General features: G+C 62.9%; 11 protein-coding genes, 1 tRNA gene and 1 pseudogene. 9 read left to right on the forward strand and 4 right to left on the reverse strand.

The annotated features are described in order from the left end of the window. Positions 1 to 220 precede the first annotated feature (220 nt). The 3 genes from ACTIFK_RS16010 to ACTIFK_RS16020 are packed head-to-tail and all read left to right on the forward strand — an operon-like array spanning position 221 to position 5,763. A complete protein-coding gene (locus ACTIFK_RS16010; RefSeq protein WP_047558390.1) occupies positions 221 to 1,492 on the forward strand; it encodes an ATP-binding protein in 1,272 nt (423 codons plus the stop codon). After that, the gene (locus ACTIFK_RS16015) at positions 1,479 to 2,261 is read left to right on the forward strand and encodes a HamA C-terminal domain-containing protein (RefSeq protein ID WP_439544018.1); all 783 of its coding nucleotides are present in this window, start codon (positions 1,479 to 1,481) and stop codon (positions 2,259 to 2,261) included. The genes ACTIFK_RS16010 and ACTIFK_RS16015 overlap by 14 nt, the downstream gene beginning before the upstream one ends. Beyond that, positions 2,248 to 5,763: a DEAD/DEAH box helicase gene (locus ACTIFK_RS16020; RefSeq protein ID WP_047558384.1), complete on the forward strand. Its 3,516-nt coding sequence runs from the start codon at positions 2,248 to 2,250 to the stop codon at positions 5,761 to 5,763. Before ACTIFK_RS16015 ends, ACTIFK_RS16020 begins: the two co-directional genes overlap by 14 nt. A gap of 43 nt (positions 5,764 to 5,806) precedes the next feature. On the opposite strand, the gene ACTIFK_RS16025 is transcribed toward ACTIFK_RS16020, so the two are convergent. Next, positions 5,807 to 7,150: a site-specific integrase gene (locus ACTIFK_RS16025; RefSeq protein ID WP_047558381.1), complete on the reverse strand. Its 1,344-nt coding sequence runs from the start codon at positions 7,148 to 7,150 to the stop codon at positions 5,807 to 5,809. Between the two features lie 464 nt (positions 7,151 to 7,614). Here ACTIFK_RS16025 and ACTIFK_RS16030 point away from each other — a divergent pair. Next, positions 7,615 to 7,691: transfer RNA gene (locus ACTIFK_RS16030), tRNA-Arg, on the forward strand. A gap of 174 nt (positions 7,692 to 7,865) precedes the next feature. Here ACTIFK_RS16030 and ACTIFK_RS16035 read toward each other — a convergent pair. Both ACTIFK_RS16035 and ACTIFK_RS16040 read right to left on the reverse strand, forming a co-directional pair. After that, on the reverse strand, positions 7,866 to 8,711 hold the full coding sequence (locus ACTIFK_RS16035) for a nucleoside phosphorylase (RefSeq protein WP_439544042.1): 846 nt from the start codon (positions 8,709 to 8,711) through the stop codon (positions 7,866 to 7,868). Positions 8,712 to 8,734: 23 nt separating this feature from the next. Next, the gene (locus ACTIFK_RS16040) at positions 8,735 to 9,403 is read right to left on the reverse strand and encodes an ArsR/SmtB family transcription factor (protein WP_439544019.1); all 669 of its coding nucleotides are present in this window, start codon (positions 9,401 to 9,403) and stop codon (positions 8,735 to 8,737) included. Between the two features lie 73 nt (positions 9,404 to 9,476). Here ACTIFK_RS16040 and ACTIFK_RS16045 point away from each other — a divergent pair, with 73 nt between their 5' ends. The 3 genes and pseudogenes from ACTIFK_RS16045 (at position 9,477) to ACTIFK_RS16055 (ending at position 11,836) form a co-directional block, all read left to right on the forward strand. Continuing rightward, a complete protein-coding gene (locus tag ACTIFK_RS16045; RefSeq protein WP_439544020.1) occupies positions 9,477 to 10,217 on the forward strand; it encodes an MBL fold metallo-hydrolase in 741 nt (246 codons plus the stop codon). 3 nt (positions 10,218 to 10,220) lie between these two features. Continuing rightward, a pseudogene (locus ACTIFK_RS16050) lies at positions 10,221 to 10,889 on the forward strand (MFS transporter); the annotation flags it as partial. 14 nt (positions 10,890 to 10,903) lie between these two features. Next, the gene (locus ACTIFK_RS16055) at positions 10,904 to 11,836 is read left to right on the forward strand and encodes a cysteine desulfurase family protein (protein WP_439544021.1); all 933 of its coding nucleotides are present in this window, start codon (positions 10,904 to 10,906) and stop codon (positions 11,834 to 11,836) included. A 426-nt stretch (positions 11,837 to 12,262) separates the two neighbouring features. Here ACTIFK_RS16055 and ACTIFK_RS16060 read toward each other — a convergent pair whose 3' ends face one another. Further along, on the reverse strand, positions 12,263 to 15,058 hold the full coding sequence (locus tag ACTIFK_RS16060; protein WP_439544022.1) for a winged helix-turn-helix domain-containing protein: 2,796 nt from the start codon (positions 15,056 to 15,058) through the stop codon (positions 12,263 to 12,265). Between the two features lie 159 nt (positions 15,059 to 15,217). Here ACTIFK_RS16060 and ACTIFK_RS16065 point away from each other — a divergent pair, with 159 nt between their 5' ends. After that, positions 15,218 to 15,826 (forward strand): cupin domain-containing protein, encoded by a 609-nt coding sequence (locus tag ACTIFK_RS16065; protein WP_439544023.1) that lies wholly within the window; start codon positions 15,218 to 15,220, stop codon positions 15,824 to 15,826. 91 nt (positions 15,827 to 15,917) lie between these two features. Further along, entirely contained in the window at positions 15,918 to 16,286 is a 369-nt protein-coding gene (locus ACTIFK_RS16070; protein ID WP_439544024.1) for a DsrE family protein, read from the forward strand. Positions 16,287 to 16,321 lie beyond the last annotated feature (35 nt).

Below are 16,321 nucleotides of genomic sequence, written 5' to 3' on the forward strand. Positions count from 1 at the left end.
TCAACCCGTCACGGCGAACCTGGTCCGCACTCTCACTCTAAAGGGGGCGTTGCGGGGTCTCCCCGCAGAAGGGGATCGGCCGAGACCCCGGCTCGGCCGAAGGGGAAGGCTTTCCCCTCCCGGCTTTCCAGATAGCGGCCTTCCGTCTCCCAATTAGCGGAACGTTGACTCCCAATCAGCCGATACCGATAATCCCGATCGGCCGAGATTCGGAGAAGGCATGTTCGAGCGGTTTGTGGAGCGACGGGCGGAAGAAGCCCTTTTGGATACCCCGGTGGTCCTGATCGTGGGGCCGCGACGGGCGGGCAAGACCACGCTCGTTCGAAAGATGGGAGAAGCCGGTCGGACTTATATCACGCTCGATGATCAGACCGTCCTCGAAGCCGCCCAATCCGATCCCGCCGGTTTCATCCGAGGCCTGGATCGGGCCATCATCGACGAGATCCAGCGCGTGCCCGACCTGCTGCTCGCGATCAAGAAGACGGTCGACGAGGATTACCGTCCGGGTCGGTTCCTACTCACCGGCTCGGCGAATGTACTGACCTTGCCGCGGATCGCCGACAGCTTGGCCGGCCGGATGGAGACCATCCGTATGCTGCCGCTGGCGAGAGCCGAGATTGCAGACCGGACCCCGACCTTTCTCGAACGCCTCTTCGAAGGGAAGCTCCAGGGACAGCGGAGTGCGATCGTCGGCGACGATCTCGTCAAACTCGTCCTGGTCGGCGGCTTCCCCGAAGCGATCAGCCGCGACAGCGAGCGGCGGCGGCAGGACTGGCTGCGATCTTATCTCACTTCGATCCTGACCCGCGACATGCGGGACATCGCCGAGGTGGAGAAGCTGACCGAGCTTCCCAAATTCGTGCGGCTGCTGGCCGAGCACTCCGGCCAGCTGGTCAACTATTCGCAGTTCGGGAGCGGCATCAACGTCAATCACAAGACGAGTCAGCGCTATGTGGGGCTGCTCGAACAGGTGTTCCTGATCGCGACCGTGCAGCCCTGGTTCACCAATGCACTGAAGCGGATCGTCAAGACGCCCAAGCTCCATTTCCTCGATTCAGGCCTGTTGGCGGGTGTGCGCGGGCTCACATTTGATCGGGTGAAGGCGGATCGTGGGACGTTCGGCGCGCTGCTGGAGAGCTTCGTGTTCTCGGAAGTGCTGAAGCTCATGACGGCTTCGGACCTGCGGTTGACGCCGCATCATTTCCGGGATCGGGACATGCGCGAGGTGGACATCGTGCTGGAGCGTGACGACGGGACGATCGCAGGTATCGAAGTGAAGGCGAGCGCCACGGTCAAGGCTGGCGACTTCGCCGGCCTGCGGGCATTGGCCGAGGCTTGCGGGGACCGTTTTGCATTCGGCGTCGTCCTCTACGACAGCACGGACTTCGTGCCGTTCGGCGACAAGCTGGCGGCGGCGCCGCTGTCGAGCCTTTGGGATGGAGAGGCGCCGGCGAACAAGGCAGGCAGGGGAGCGCCGCGTGGGGCTGTATAAGAAGTGGTGCGAAGCCACGAAAGAAAAGGACAAGCGAAAGCGCTATTGGACGTATGTCGAAAAGGACGGTGGCCGCGACGAGATTCGTGACGACCTCGCCGAGACCATGCGCTCCCATTACGATCGGCTTGAGCGTATAGCCGATGACGTCCAGCGGCTCGGCTACAAGGTTGCAGCGGAAATTCTGCGCACGCAGCTCCCCCAGACAGATAAAGGCCGCTCGGGTGATCTCGGCGAGATATTGGCGACCGAGTTGGTCGAGGAGGAAATCGGTCTGCGCGTTCCCGTTCGCCGTCTGCGCTACAAGGATGGGCGCAACATGGCGATGCGAGGCGACGACTTTATCGGGGCAGGCTATGGAGGCGACGACTCCAAGCTTTGGCTGCTGAAAGGCGAAGCCAAGAGCAACAAAGTCCTCGGAAAAGCCACCGTCACGAGCGCCCGCAAGGTGCTCAATCGTGACAATGGCAGATGCACGCCGGACTCGCTGGCATTTGTCGCGAACCGCTTGCTCGAAAGCAACGACGACGGCGATGTGCAACTGGGCCGCGACCTTCGCGATGAAATCGGTCTCAAGGCCCTGCGTGCCGATCGCATCGACCACATGCTCTTTACGATATCGGGCAATGGACCTCACGCGTCGCTGAAGGACGATCTCGAAAGTGCTGGGACGAACCGGGACCAGTATGTCGTGAACGTCCACATCGAAGACCACCAGGACTTCATCAAGGAGATGTATCAGAAGGCGGAAGACCTTGGAGACGACTGACGAACTGCAAGCATTTTTGACGCGCGCGACGCAGGACGGCGTGCAAGGGCGGCTGCTGTACCGAGGGGCGGCATGGTCGCTAATGCGAAGTGATGGCGTTCTGCCTGAAAATGCCCCGCCGCTCGGCGCGACCATCGATACCGACCTTGCAGAACATGGGTTTGCGTTGCTCCGTGCGGCAATGGCCCTTCGCACCCAGGCCGGCTCCTCCGAGTTGACGAACAAGGCGTTCGAGCGCGCCGGCAACGCGTTTGAAGCTTTGGTGCGGAATGCCGATCCCGAAGCCGCCGATCGCGGTTTCCGCAGGACGATCGCCGCCACGGCCTACCATCTGGCCGGGTTCTCGGCCGTCGCCTATTCGCTCTTCAACGAGGCAGTGGGCGACCTGAATTTGACGCCGGGCGAAATGGCGGTGATGCGGCTGGTGCTCCGCGACCTTGATGGGCTTCGAGCCTTCGTGCGCGGTTGGCTGAACGACGCGGCGCATGGTGACGACCGGATTGCTGCGGGGCTGTCCGGTGAGGATGCCGATGTCGACGAGATCCTGGCGATCGTTCTCAACACCACGATCTGTCGGGCGTTGGCCTTCTTCGATTTCGCGTTGGAGACGGGCGAAGAGGAACCGCTCGACGCGGCGCGCTCGCTTCTCACAACGGCCGTCAGCCTGGCCGACAATGCGGAGAACGTACCGCTGTGGTGGATCACCAATCTGTGCCGGCATCTGATCGACGACCTATGGCAACATTCGTTGCACCAGAACCTGCCGACGGAGCCACCTGAGGGCGCCGCCGAGAAGTATCCCGATCTGCGACGATTGTTTATTGGGTCTCTCTACGCTCGGAAGAATTCCGAGGTCGAGTTGTGGCCCTCGCAGCGTGAGGCGGCGCGCCGCTCGACGGATGTCAAGGATGACTTGGTCGTCGCCCTACCCACCAGCGCCGGGAAAACGCGCGTCGCTGAGATCGCCGCGCTCATGACGCTGTCTTCGGCGCGGCGAGTTCTCATCGTGACGCCGCTGCGAGCGCTCTCGGCTCAGACAGAACGATCGTTTCGTAAGACCTTCGCGCCGCTCGGATTCAGCGTGTCGTCGCTCTACGGCGCCAGCGGCCTCTCGGCTGGTGACGAGGACGCGCTCCGATCGCGGGAGATCATCATAGCGACGCCGGAGAAACTCGACTTCGCGCTGAGAAGCGATCCGAGCCTGATCGACGACGTCGGGCTGATCGTGCTCGATGAAGGCCACATGATCGGGCCGAGCGAGCGTGAGATCCGCTACGAGACGCTGGTGCAGCGCTTGTTGCGCCGCGCAGATTCGGCCGACCGCCGTATTGTCTGCCTCTCGGCGATTCTCCCGAGTGGAGATGAGCTCGACGATCTGACTGCGTGGATACGGGCGGACGAGCCAGGCGATGCCGTGCGGTCTGACTGGCGGCCAACACGCCAGCGTTTCGGAATGCTGGCGTGGCGTGCGCGTGATGCGCGCCTGACCCTGGATCTGACCAACAACGGCCCGTTCCTGGATCATTTCGTGGTTCAAAAGCCGCCCCGCGGCCGTGAGAAGAAGCCCTATCCCCGAAAAACGTCACATCTGGCCCTGTTCGCGGCCTGGGAGTTTGCGGCGCAGGGCAAGCGGACACTCATCTTCTCGACGCAAGCGAACTGGGTTGAGGGGTACGGAAAGCAAATCGTCGACCTCTGCAAACGCGGCTATCTGGACTCGCTTCTGGATGACGAAGTATCGATCGCTCGCGCACTCGAGGTCGGCAAAGAATGGCTCGGCGAAGATCATCCGGCGGTGGCAAGCCTTAAGGCGGGCGTCGCCATTCACCACGGCCGCCTGCCGAGCCCGTTTCTCCGCGAGTTGGAAGTCCTGCTGTCGGAGGGCGTCCTCAAGGTCATCGTTGCATCGCCGACGCTGTCGCAGGGGCTCAATCTCAACGCCGCAGTCTTGCTCGTCCCCGCGCTGTACCGAGCAGGCAAACCGATCACCGGCGAGGAGTTCGCCAATGTCGCCGGCCGCGCCGGCCGCGCTTTCGTCGATGTGGAAGGGCTCATCGTCCACGTCATGTTCGATCGAGTCGATTGGCGGAGCGGAGAATGGCGGGGATTGGTGGCCTCTTCCAAGGCCCGGACGCTGAAGAGCGGACTGATTCAGATCGTCGCGGAGATTCTTGATCGCCTGGCTCGAGAGGACGTGCTGGGACGCGCCGACGCGTGGGAATATCTCGCCAACGCCCGCGAGGCCTGGAAGTCGCCGGCAGAAGAAGCGGCGATCGCCGCTCAGCTTGCGGTGCCTCCAGACGGAACTAATCCGGATGACGAGGACGAGGATGACGAGGCGGGAGGAGATGAAGAGGAAAGCATCGACGAGGAGCCGCTCTCGGAACTCGTCGAGCGCCTTGATGCAACGGTCTTTGGCTTGGTGGAGGCGCTCGATGCTGACCGCGCCGACCTGCCCAAGCTTCTCGACGAAGCGCTCAAGGGATCGCTCTGGGCGCGTCAAATAGCGCGCGAGGGTGAAGGCATGGAGGCGCAACACCGCAAGGTGTTCGAGGCGCGTGCCAATCTCATCTGGTCGGTGACGACGCCCCAGGCCCGTCGCGGGCATTTCGCAATGGGCGTCGGCTTGGAAGCCGGGCTGACAATCGACGCGATGGCGGAAGAGTTGGGCGCCCTCATCGATCGAGCCGACGCCGCGTCCCTGCCAGGAGACGTCGACGAACTGGCCGATGCCTTGGCGGGCCTCGGGGAGCGACTGCTGGCGATGCGGCCGTTCATTCCCGACAAGAAGAATGCGCTGCCTGGCAATTGGAAAGCGATCCTGAAGCAATGGGTGTCGGGCGCGGAGGTCTCGCAGATCGGACCCCACAACATGCGCATGGTGGAAGAGGCCTTCACCTATCGGCTGGTTTGGGCATTGGAAGCTATCAGAACCCGGCGTCTGACTTTGGGCTGGTCGCCGGACATCATTCCGGGTGGCGCAGCCGCATCTCTGGAAACAGGGGTTCCGCAGTTCATGATGTCGATGTTGATACGGGCGGGCCTTCCGTCCAGGCGGGCGGCTATCGCGGCGATCCAGACCACCAACCCCGTCTTCGTAACGCCGGCCGAGATGCGTGCATGGCTGGAATCCGATGAAATCACGGCGTTTACCGACGCCGGCGACTGGCCAACGCCTGATACCGCCGCGCTCTGGGCGCGTTTCAGGACCGAGGCCCTCAGCGGCGGAATCCAGAAGTGGTCGATCGAACGCTACAAGAGGTTGCTCGACATTCCTGCGCACTCGGCGCCGCCGGCTGGGCTTTATCGGGTCATCACGGACGAGGGCGATGGGCGCACATGGCTGGCGACACCGGACTATCGACGGGTGGTCCCCTTCAAAAAGCCGGCGGTAGATCCGAAGCCCAGCCTGTTCTCGGGAAGGTTGCCCGGGGCGACGGCGGTCGTGGATGCGCTGAGGGTAGGACGGGGCAAGTTGCGATGGCCTCGCGCGGACGCTTGAGAGCGCGAGAGCTTTCGCCGCGGCTGAGGGCGCTGTCTGAAACTTACGCCGCCAACTGCTCCAAAGCTTCTCCTGGCTGCATCGCTTGCGCGAACAGGCGGTTCATCGCTGCTTGGCGCGACTCGCGATCGAGTGCGTAGGAGCTGCGCTTGAATTGCACGCCATCGAGCAGGCCTTGGATATAACCAGCGACCGCATCTGCGGCCATGATCAAAGCCGTATCAACCGTGTGAATGTAGCGGCTGGTGACGGTGCCTTGCGCGTGCCCAAGCAACGCCGCGACTGTCGATTCGGTGAAGCCGAGATCGTTCGCCATGCTGGCGTAGCTGTGGCGCAGGACGTGCGGGGTAATCCCGGCAAGCGGTGTGTTCTCCAGTATCTTGTGCCAGTGCTTCGGAAACCCGACCAGCGGCTTGCCTTCGATGGTGCCGCCAAAGACTGGGCCGGCTGCATGCTCCGGCCGGCGCGCATTGAGAAGGTCGACCACCGGGAGTCCGATCGGTCGAACTGAAGCACCTTCCTTGCTGTCGGTGAGCCGCAGGCAGCTATTATCGCTGTCCACTTCGGGCCAGATGAGATTGATGATCTCGCCACGCCGGCACCCCGTGAGCGCGATGGCCTTCCCCATCTCCGCAGCGGTTGCGAGCTGATCGTCTTGAGACGCCTTCTTGAGGAGCTTTCCTAGCAAGCGATACTCGTCCTCCGAGAGACGCCGGGTGCGCTTCTGGTCGGCAGCCTTACGGATGCCGTGAGCCGGATTAGCGTCGATGATCCCACTCTCGCGGGCGTAGGTCAGGATGGCGCCGAGCAGGCCGACCGTGCGCGTGCCCGTGCCGATGCCGCCACGCACGATCGAGCGGCCGCGCTTCTTGGTCTTCTGATCGGCTTTGGTCTTCCCGGATGCGACGTCGCGCATGAAGCGCGTCACGTCTGCGGCGGTGATGTCTTTCACGCGCCGCGTGCCGAGCAGCGGAATAATGTGACGCCGGATGCGTCCCTCATCGGTGTAGATGGTGGACGCCTTTTTCGGGCGGCGCTTCTTGCCGAGGATCAATCCGTTCTTCGCGTCCTCGAGATAGCGCTCGCACAGCTCCTTGATGGTGACGGCCTTATGGTCGAGCTCGCGCTCTTCGGCCGGATTGTCGCCTTGCGCGATGCGGCCGAGCAAGATGCGCGCCTGCACGCGCGCAGTGTCCGGCGTCCAGACTCCGTGCATGCCGATGGTGAAGCGTCGTGTGCGACCCTTGGCACGATACTGCACCAGGTAGCTGCGCTTCCCCGATTTGAAGACGCGCAGCCCGAAGCCGGGCAGCTCGTCGTCCCAGATGAAATAGTCTTTCTCGCCGGCTTCGGCCTGATCGACACTACGTTTGCTTAGCTTCGCCATGTGACATACTCCGGCGGCTGCGCCGCTTCCGTTGGACCGCTTCCGCGGAAGCACCGCGGAAGCACGCAGGCGGAAATTCGGGGTCATCACAGGATACTGGCTTCGGATTGGATCGCCAGAAAAGATAAATGCCTACAGTGGGTTAGCGTGGTCTAGCGTACGAATAGAAACTGTGGCGTATATCGTCTTTTCGGGCTCCGAAGGCACATGTCAAGCGGTTTGTAGGATCGAAGGAGCCTCGAAGAAGCAAGCAAACCAATGACTTGTCAGTCTGCGATGTGCTGGACGAAACTCGAGTCACCTTCGCGTAAGCATCGCGTAAGCAACTGAAGGCGAAGCGCAGCGCAGGCAGGCGAACAAGGCGAGACGCCTCGGAGGCGATCGTCTGGCAAAGTGAAACGAGTTCGGAGCCGGCCAAACTTCGTTGACCTTCATGACGCAGTCAGGCTAGGCAAGATTGCGAAGCGCCCGTAGCTCAGCTGGATAGAGCGCCACCCTCCGAAGGTGGAGGTCACACGTTCGAATCGTGTCGGGCGCGCCAAATTTACGCTATTTTGCGCCACACCGGCGTCGTAACCTCCCAAAGCTCTCAAAACTACGACCACCTTCCTTTTGCGCTTACCGCACAATCGTGCTTCTGGTCCCTACCGGCGACCACAGCGTGGGTTCGGTGTTCGCATCTCGGAGTGGTGGACGGCTATATACTGATTGCATCTCAGTCGTGCGGTTCGGCTGTAACGGAGGACAACCAAGCCCGTGCCGCTGCGGCAACGACCGCGAGCGTTGCCGCAGCGCCATCATTTTCGCCCTTTTCGAAATCTCCCTCGGTCTGGGCCATGGCATTCGTCACATGCGCAAAGCAGACGACAGAGCGCCGCAACGCAGTGGCAAAAGCGTACAAAGCCGCGGCTTCCATCTCCACGGCGAGCGCTCCGAGATCGCGCGCAGACGCAATCGCAGCCTCAGTTTCGCGGTAGGGCGCATCTGTTGTCCAGGTCGCGCCGCGGTGGACCGCAATGCCGGAAAGCCCCGACATGGCCTCCTCGACACTTACCAGAAGCGTCGTGTCGGGCGCTTCGGCAAAGATCGCCGGTGGAAGATAGTGGTAGCTCGTTCCCTCGTCGCGCAGGGCGCGGTCGATTAGGACGAAGTATGGCGTCGGTCCGTTGTTGGTGATTTGGCCGGCAGACGTAATGCTGACCAGCAGCCGACAGCCGGAGGCAAAGAGCTGTTCGGCCACGAGCACCGCGAACGGAGCACCCACCGCGCAGCCGATGATGCCCACGTCGCCGACGCCGTCGAGATCGAAGGCGACGAGCTCGGTGTGATAGCAGGCCCACCCCTCGTGTGTGCGGCCTGCACCGGTTCGCTTGAGATGCCGCACGACGTCACCGTCGGGATCGAGCACGCACACTGGAGGAACGCTGACGAGCGGCAGCTCCTTCTGCCGGCGTGCCTCGCGCAGCAGCGCCTCCGGCCGGAACACGGAGGGAGCCGCGTGATCCTTGCCATTCGGCCACGCCGCGCGTGCGCGCTGCTTATCGCTTGCTTCCTGATCCAGGAGACTCGCCACGTGTGTCATGTTCAAGCGACCGCTTCGACCGGCAGCCCGGCGGCCTTCCACTCGGGATAGCCGTCCTCGAGCCGACGCACGAGATAACCGCGTTCGCGCAGGGCGGCGACCGCTTCGAAGGAGAGAACGCAGTATGGACCGCGGCAATACGCGATCACCTCCCGGTCGGTAGGAAGTTCGCCTAACCGACGCTCCAGCTCGGACAGCGGGATGTTGAGCGCGCCCGGAAGATGTCCGACCGCAAACTCATCCTCCGGCCGAACATCGAGAACGGTGACGAGACCATCGTGCAGCCTTGAGACGAGGTCGTCCCGCGACACAGGCTCCAGCGCGTCACGAGCGCGGAAGTAGTCGGCCATGACGCGGTCAATCTCGGCCACGTTTCGCTCGCCGACGCGGCCGAGCGCCTTGATCAGCGCCACCACCTCGGCGTCGCCGGCGAGGCGATAGAGAACGTGCTTGCCGCGGCGCTCCGTCTCGACGAGGCGCGCGCGCCGCAAAATCTGCAGGTGGCGCGACGTGTTTGCAAAGTTCAGATGGGCGCGCGCCGCAAGTTCTTCGACGCTGCGCTCCCCCTGGGCGAGGTGCTCCAGCAGCTCAAGCCGGTGCGGATGGCCAAGCGCCTGCGCCACCTCGGCAAGGCTCGCGTAGATCGACTGTTTCGGTCCGGTGCTTGACACGGCGGCTCCTCAATGAAACATTCAGCAGAATGATTGAATGAATCTAACCTGTCGTAGCGAGGAGTGCAAGACCATGATCCTTCGCCAAATCCTTCACACCGATCCAGTCGGCATCTCGTACCTGTTCGGTTGCGGCGGCAAGGCAGCCGCGGCCGTCGTCGATCCGGCCGGAGACATCGAGCTTTACCTGCGCGCCGCCGAAGACGCCGGCATGCGCATCCACTTCGTCATCGACACGCATGTCCATGCCGATCATCTCTCTGCCGGCCGCGCGCTCGCCGAAGCGGCGGGCGCCGCGTACGTGCTATCGGCGAAGGCGGATGTCGCGTTCCCGTTCAAAGGCGTGCGTGACGGAGAGGTCCTCCCGCTCGGCAACGTCACCGCAACCGTCCTGCATACGCCCGGCCACACGCCGGAGCACATCTGCCTCCTCGTCAGCGATCGCACGCGGGCCGACGAACCGTGGTTCGTGCTGACCGGCCACACGCTGATGGTTGGCGATCTCGGCCGCACCGAGCTCGCCGTCAGCGCCGAACAAGGCGCAAAGGATCTGTTCCGGAGCGCCGGCCGGCTCAAGGCTCTCCCCGACTATGTCGAGGTGCTCCCCGGCGCCTATGCCGGCTCGGTTTGCGGCCGGCGCCTGAGCGGCAAGCCGTGGTCCACCATCGGCTTCGAGAGGCGCCACAACGAGGCCCTGCGGATCGAGGACGAAGCCGCGTTCATCCGCTTCATGCTCGCCGAGATTCCGCCGGCGCCGCCCGAGGCCGCGCGGATCAGAACCGCCAACTCCGGCTTCACGGCCGCCGCGGCCTGACGCATGGATGAAGCAGCATCAGTCCGGCAGCCGGCACACACGACGATCAGGCTCGGGCTCAGGGAGAACTGGCAGCAATTCGCGCTGCTCGTCGTGATCAACGCCTTCGTCGGCGGCATGGTCGGGATCGAGCGGACCGTCGTGCCGCTTATCGGGTCCGAAGAGTTCGGTATCGCCTCGACGACCCTCATCGTCTCCTTCATCGTCAGCTTCGGCGTCGTCAAGGCGTTCGCCAATCTCGTCTCCGGCCAGCTTGCCGATTCCTGGGGCCGCAAGCGCGTTCTCGTGCTGGGATGGCTGGCCGGCCTGCCGGTGCCGTTCATGATCATCTGGGCGCCGAGTTGGGAATGGGTGATCGCGGCCAACGCCCTTCTCGGCATCAACCAGGGGCTCGCCTGGTCGATGACCGTGATCATGAAGATCGATCTCGTCGGACCGAAGTCGCGCGGCCTTGCCGTCGGCCTCAACGAGTGCGCCGGCTACCTCGCCGTCGGCGTCACGGCGTTCCTCACCGGCTATCTGGCCTCGCAATACGGACTGCGGCCGGTGCCGATCTATCTCGGCATCGGCTATGCGGTCCTCGGCGCCGCGCTGTCGATCCTGCTCGTCCGCGACACACGCGACCACGTCCGGCTGGAGGTCTCCGGCCATGCGCAGCAATCCGCGCCGATGCTCCCGCCGAGATCGTGTTCACAAGCGGCGGCAGCGAGGCCAACAACCTAGCGATCAAGGGCACGTTCTTCGCCCTCCGGCACAAGGGCGAGCACATCGTTACCACCACGGTCGAGCATCCGGCCATTCTCGCTCCTTGCCGTTTCCTCGAGCAGCTCGGCGCGGCAGTGACCTATTTGCCGGTCGACAGCACGGGCCGGCTCGATCCCGAGGATGTGCGTCGTGCCATCACGCCGCGCACTATCCTGATCAGCGTCATGCACGCCAACAACGAGATTGATACGGTCCAGCCGATCGAGGAGATCGGTGCTATCGCGCGGGAGCGTGGGGTTCGATTTCACACCGACGCAGCGCAGTCGGTCGGCAAGATTGCAACCAAGGTCGACTCGCTTGGCGTCGATTTGCTGACCATCGCCGGCCACAAACTCTACGCGCCGAAGGGTGTCGGTGCGCTCTATGTCCGAGGCGGGGTCAGGCTCGAGCCGCTGATCCATGGCGCCGGGCACGAACATGGCCGGCGCGCTGGCACCGAGAGCGCCTTGCTCGCAGTCGGTCTCGGCGCCGCCTGTGCGCTCGCCAGTGACCTGGGGCCGATGGCGCGCGTCCGCGCGCTGCGTGATCGCTTTTGGGACGCGCTACAGGAAAGTTTCGGCGACCATGTCGCGCTCAACGGGCACCCACAGCATCGCCTTCCCAACACGCTCAGCGTTTCGTTCGTCGGCATGATCGGCGCTGAGGTGCTTGCCGGCCTCGACGGGGTTGCTGCTTCGACCGGTTCGGCGTGTCACGCTGGCCGGGTCGAACTCTCGCCCGTGCTCGCCGCCATGGGTGTGGCAGAGGAGAGTGGCATGGGCGCCGTTCGCTTCAGTCTCGGACGGCAGACGACGGATGCGGAAATCGACGCCGTCATCGCGCGACTCGCAGCCGCTCCCGCCTCGTCAGCATGAAGCTCTATGCGTTGGAGTCGTCCGCGGAAATGCTCGCGTCGCGGCACGCGCAGTAGCGTTCGAGGCGGCGGTGCTCCACCTCGACCCGCGTGCCGCCTCAGGTACAAGCGGATCTCCAGCTCCGTCTTTAGCGCCAGGTCGTACTGCATCTTCTTAACACGTAATTTTCTAGCATGGCGGATCACAGCCAGAGGCCAGTTAGAACTGTAAGAGGACATTCGTCGCGACCGCCGACATTTCTGCTTTGTGCTGTGGCGGGGTCGCCGGGCTGCGAGCGGACGAAAGTAAGCGCGTGGTGTCCGAGCACAAAATTCGGGGCTGAGATCGATAGCCTTGTCGAGTTCAACAACCGATTGGTACTGGCTGGCGCTCGGCAAGTGCGCCCGGTCCATCGCCCAGTGCGCGGGCTTTCTTAACCTCGATGTTTCACTCTGGTATTCCGGCCTTGCGTAGGCCGTCCAGGTAAAGCTCCAACTGGTTGGGGTTCTTGACATAGAACAGCCGCTTGCGCGCGAAGCTGCATGAAAAGTCTTGCTTGCGCTGCAGAAGTTCAGGAATGGCGGCACGCAAGTCGTCCGGCCGCTGGAAATGGCCCAAAGCGGAAACGCGGTGAGCGAAGGCCCAATAGTGCGCATTCGGCACCCGCGTCGCTCTCTGCGCCCACTCGCAGGCCAGCTCGAATTCCCGCCCAAATATGTGCGCAAGCGCGCGGTACGAGTAAAACGCCCAACGCAGGGGATCATAGGGGCTCAGTTCGATCGCTCTTTGAAAGTGGGGGATCGCTTCGCTGATCCGCCCCTCGTAGGCAAGTGAGTCGCCGAGACCGCAATAGCTGAGCGCGAGACAGGGATTCAGCTCGACCGCCGTTTCCAGTTCGGTGAGCGCGTCCCCATAAGCATTCGTAGCCAATAGCGCGCGGCCATACATGAACCGGATCAATCCATCCTGGTCATCAAGCTCGACGCCTTTCTTTCCGATTGCAACCGCATCGCTCAGTCGCTTTTCGTCCGGCTCAACCTCGAAATATGTCATGCTGAGGACGATCGCGTACGACAGATAGCCGTAGGCGTCGGCCAGATTGGGATCGAGTTCGATGGCGCGGCGAAACAATCGCTGCGCTTCGAGGTTGTCGGCCGCGGTTGATTTGTAAAAGTGCTTTGTCCCAAGCCGGAACAGGTCCCACGCGTGCAGCGCCGGCACAGCTTTTCGCTCGACACGCAGCCGCTCGGCGGCGCTGATCTCGGGTTCGATCCGCGCCGCGATCGTGGTCGTGATTTCGTCCTGGAGTGCAAAGAGATCCTGGAGATCGCGATCATATCGCTCGGCCCAGAGTTGCCTTCCGCCTTCGGTTTCCACCAGTTGCGCCGTAATGCGTACGCGCTGCCCTATTTTCCGTACGCTACCCTCAACCACGTACTCGGAGCCGAACGTCAGGCCGACTTGGCGCACGTCGCCGCCCGCGCCCTTGAAGGCGAAGCTCGGATTTCGGGCGATCACCGCCAGGGATCGGTACTTGGACAACGCGGTGATGATGTCTTCGGTGATTCCGTCCGAGAAATATTCCTGCTCCGGATCTCCACTTAAATTATTGAACGGCAGTACCGCGACGGCGGGTCTCCCGCCCCACTTCAGCGCAGCCCCCGAACCGGCCCGGCCGCGAATCTCGTCGACGATCAATTCTGGCGCCGCCCCGGCGAGCGGCGCCGCGGGCGCGGTTCGAGCCTGTTCTGGTGGGCCGGCACACCCGGCCACCAGCTTGACCAGATCGGCCTGCTCGTTTGTACCGGTCTTCTCGAACAGCCTGCGCAGATGGGTCTTGGCCCTCGCTTCGGGAATCCCGAGCGCCTCGCCGATATTCAGAACTCCGTCCGACTCGACCACGGTGAGCAGCACGAGCAGTTCGCTCGGGGTGAGTTCATAACGCTTTGCGATGACTTCGGGTGCAGCCGGTGTGTCAATATCGGCTTGGTGCACGAAGACGGCGGCGGCATAACTTGCGCCCGCCCTGCGCCGCGCGCCCGATGTGAGCGGAAGCACGTGCGCCACAAAACGCTGCCCGGCCGTGGCCAGAGGCACAGCGATGGCTTGTGTACCGAGCACGCCGTCACCGCCTTCCGCAGCCGAAAACGCACTCCGCAATGCCCGGTCAGCGCCCGGATCATTGGCGACCAGCCGCCCGCCGGCGGCGCGCAGGATGCCGTCCTCTGCCAGCATGGCATGGCCGCGCCCATTCGCATGCACAAGACGCCCGGTCGGATCGACGAGAAAGACGCCGGCGGCGAGCGCATCGAGTGTATCTGCGAGTGTGTCCGCTTCCGCTTTCTTGAGCTCGATGGCCCTGCCGATCAGCACGGCCCGGCGCAGATGCGGCACCACCAACTGCATGCGGTGGCGCATCGCTTCGTCAACAATGCCGTCCTCTTCATTCCGCAGCACAGTGAAAGCCGCAACACCGGTGGCGGACTTTTCAAGCACCGCCGTTGCACCATCGATCAAGCGCTGCGGCCTGCCCCATTCCTTGAACAATCGGGAGTCGACAAATTCCTCATACGGAATCATGTCGGCGACTGCCACCACTTCTCCGGCACCGTAGAAGAACCGGGCTGCGTGCATCGGATCGGCCTTGGAGTAGAGTTCTGCATAGCTGCGCGCAAATTCGGGTTCGATCCCGAATACATATTGAACATTCGCGGCTTTGCTCACCAAATCCGACGAATACAATGCGCAGGCCTTGGCTCGGATATATTTTGACGATTTTTCGAGGACGCTGACCCATAGCGAGGGATCAAGCGCCGCGTCATAAATCTCGCCGATGAGGACGGACAATTCGGCTTCCGCCGCTTTCCTCGCATCGCCGTTTCGCTTCGCATCTTCGCGTGTCGTCGATCTCGCTGCTGCGTTTCGCGCCTCAACGGCTTCGGTGACCTCGCCGACGAACCGGAACCCCTTTCGGGCGTAGGTTTTGATCAGAGCCTGTTGCTCGCCGCTGTCCCCGACGGCTTTCCGGGCCGCGGTGATGCGGCTGGTGAGGGTGGATTCCGAGACGATCCGGCCATTCCATACCGCCGCGAACAGGTCGTCCTTGGTCACCACCCGGTCCCGGTTTTGCACCAGGTAGAGCAGCACATCAAAGACCTGCGGTTCGAGCGAAATTTGCTCAGCGCCTCGCCTGAGTTCTCGCTTCGGGCCGTCAAGGACATAGTCGCCAAAGGCAAGCTGCACGCGGGCCTCCTCATGACAGCAAGCGCCGTTCTCGGGCGATAATCAGGCCCTTCTCGCGAGCAAATCAGGCGTCTCTCAAAGCTTTCGTGCTCGAGCTGCAGCATACCCTGCGTCTAGATCGCTCGCGAATTGAGCGATCGGCACCAGACGGAGGACACCATGTCACACGCCCCGGGATACCGCCACCTCAAGTACGACGTTATCGAGGTCGATTTCTACCGCACCCAAGTCACGGCGTTCCGCGGCGCGGCGATGCGGGATGCCCTGAAGCTGACGGCGAGCTTCAGGATTGCCGTGAGCACTGTCGCAATCGGCCTCGCCCTGGCGGCTGCCGCTTCCGTCCCAAAGGTACTCGCCCAGGCTGGTGACGGGCACACCATCGTCGGCGCCAGCGACATCAAGTGGTCGCCCGCTCCGCCCTCCATACCGCCTGGAGCACAGGCCGCCGTTCTCTACGGTGACCCGGGTAAAGAAGGCTTGTTTGTGCTTCGGCTGAAGCTGCCGAAAGGTTACCGGCTCGCGCCGCATACCCATCCGAAGCCAGAGATCGTCACCGTTATTTCCGGAACGTTCCAGCTGGGCATGGGGGAGACCGCCGATCAAAGCAAAGCGAAGCCTCTGGGCGCAGGCAGCTTCCTCGCAATGCCTCCCGGCATGGCTCACTTTGGTTTCACTGACGAAGATACGGTGATCCAGCTCAACAGCACCGGGCCTTGGACTCTGACTTACGTCAATCCAAACGACGATCCACGCAAGAAGACACAATAGACATTTCCGCGAAGCTGCTCGTCCGCGGTTCGGCGGTGGAGCGGCTTCGTTTTCATATCCCTTCAACAGTCAGTTAGCACAGGAGAACCAGATGTCAGAATCTTCCAAAGAGCTGGTCATGCTTTTCACGCACGGCGCAGATCATGAGCTGTCCTCGGTCGGCTTTACCATCGCCAACGGCGGCATGACGGCGGGATTGAAAGTCTCAGCGTTCCTGACCAGCGCCGCAGTCGATCTGGTTCGCAAGCGCGCTATCGACAGCACCGTCGTGCCCCCGCTCGATCCGCTGGCGGCCCTGGTGAAGGATTTTCTCGCCCGCGGCGGCCGCTTATGGGCCTGCACGCCTTGCGTCAAGGCGCGCGGCTACGAGCAGAGCGACCTCATCGAAGGCGTGGAGATCGCCGGCTCCAGCAAAATCCACGAACTGATCAAGGCCGGAGCCGGAACGCTCAGCTTCTGACGTTCGAATCCGCTTTGCGGCTGTCGAAAGAATCG

The sequence above is a fragment of the Hyphomicrobium sp. genome, assembly GCF_051860585.1.
Lineage (GTDB): Bacteria > Pseudomonadota > Alphaproteobacteria > Rhizobiales > Hyphomicrobiaceae > Hyphomicrobium_C.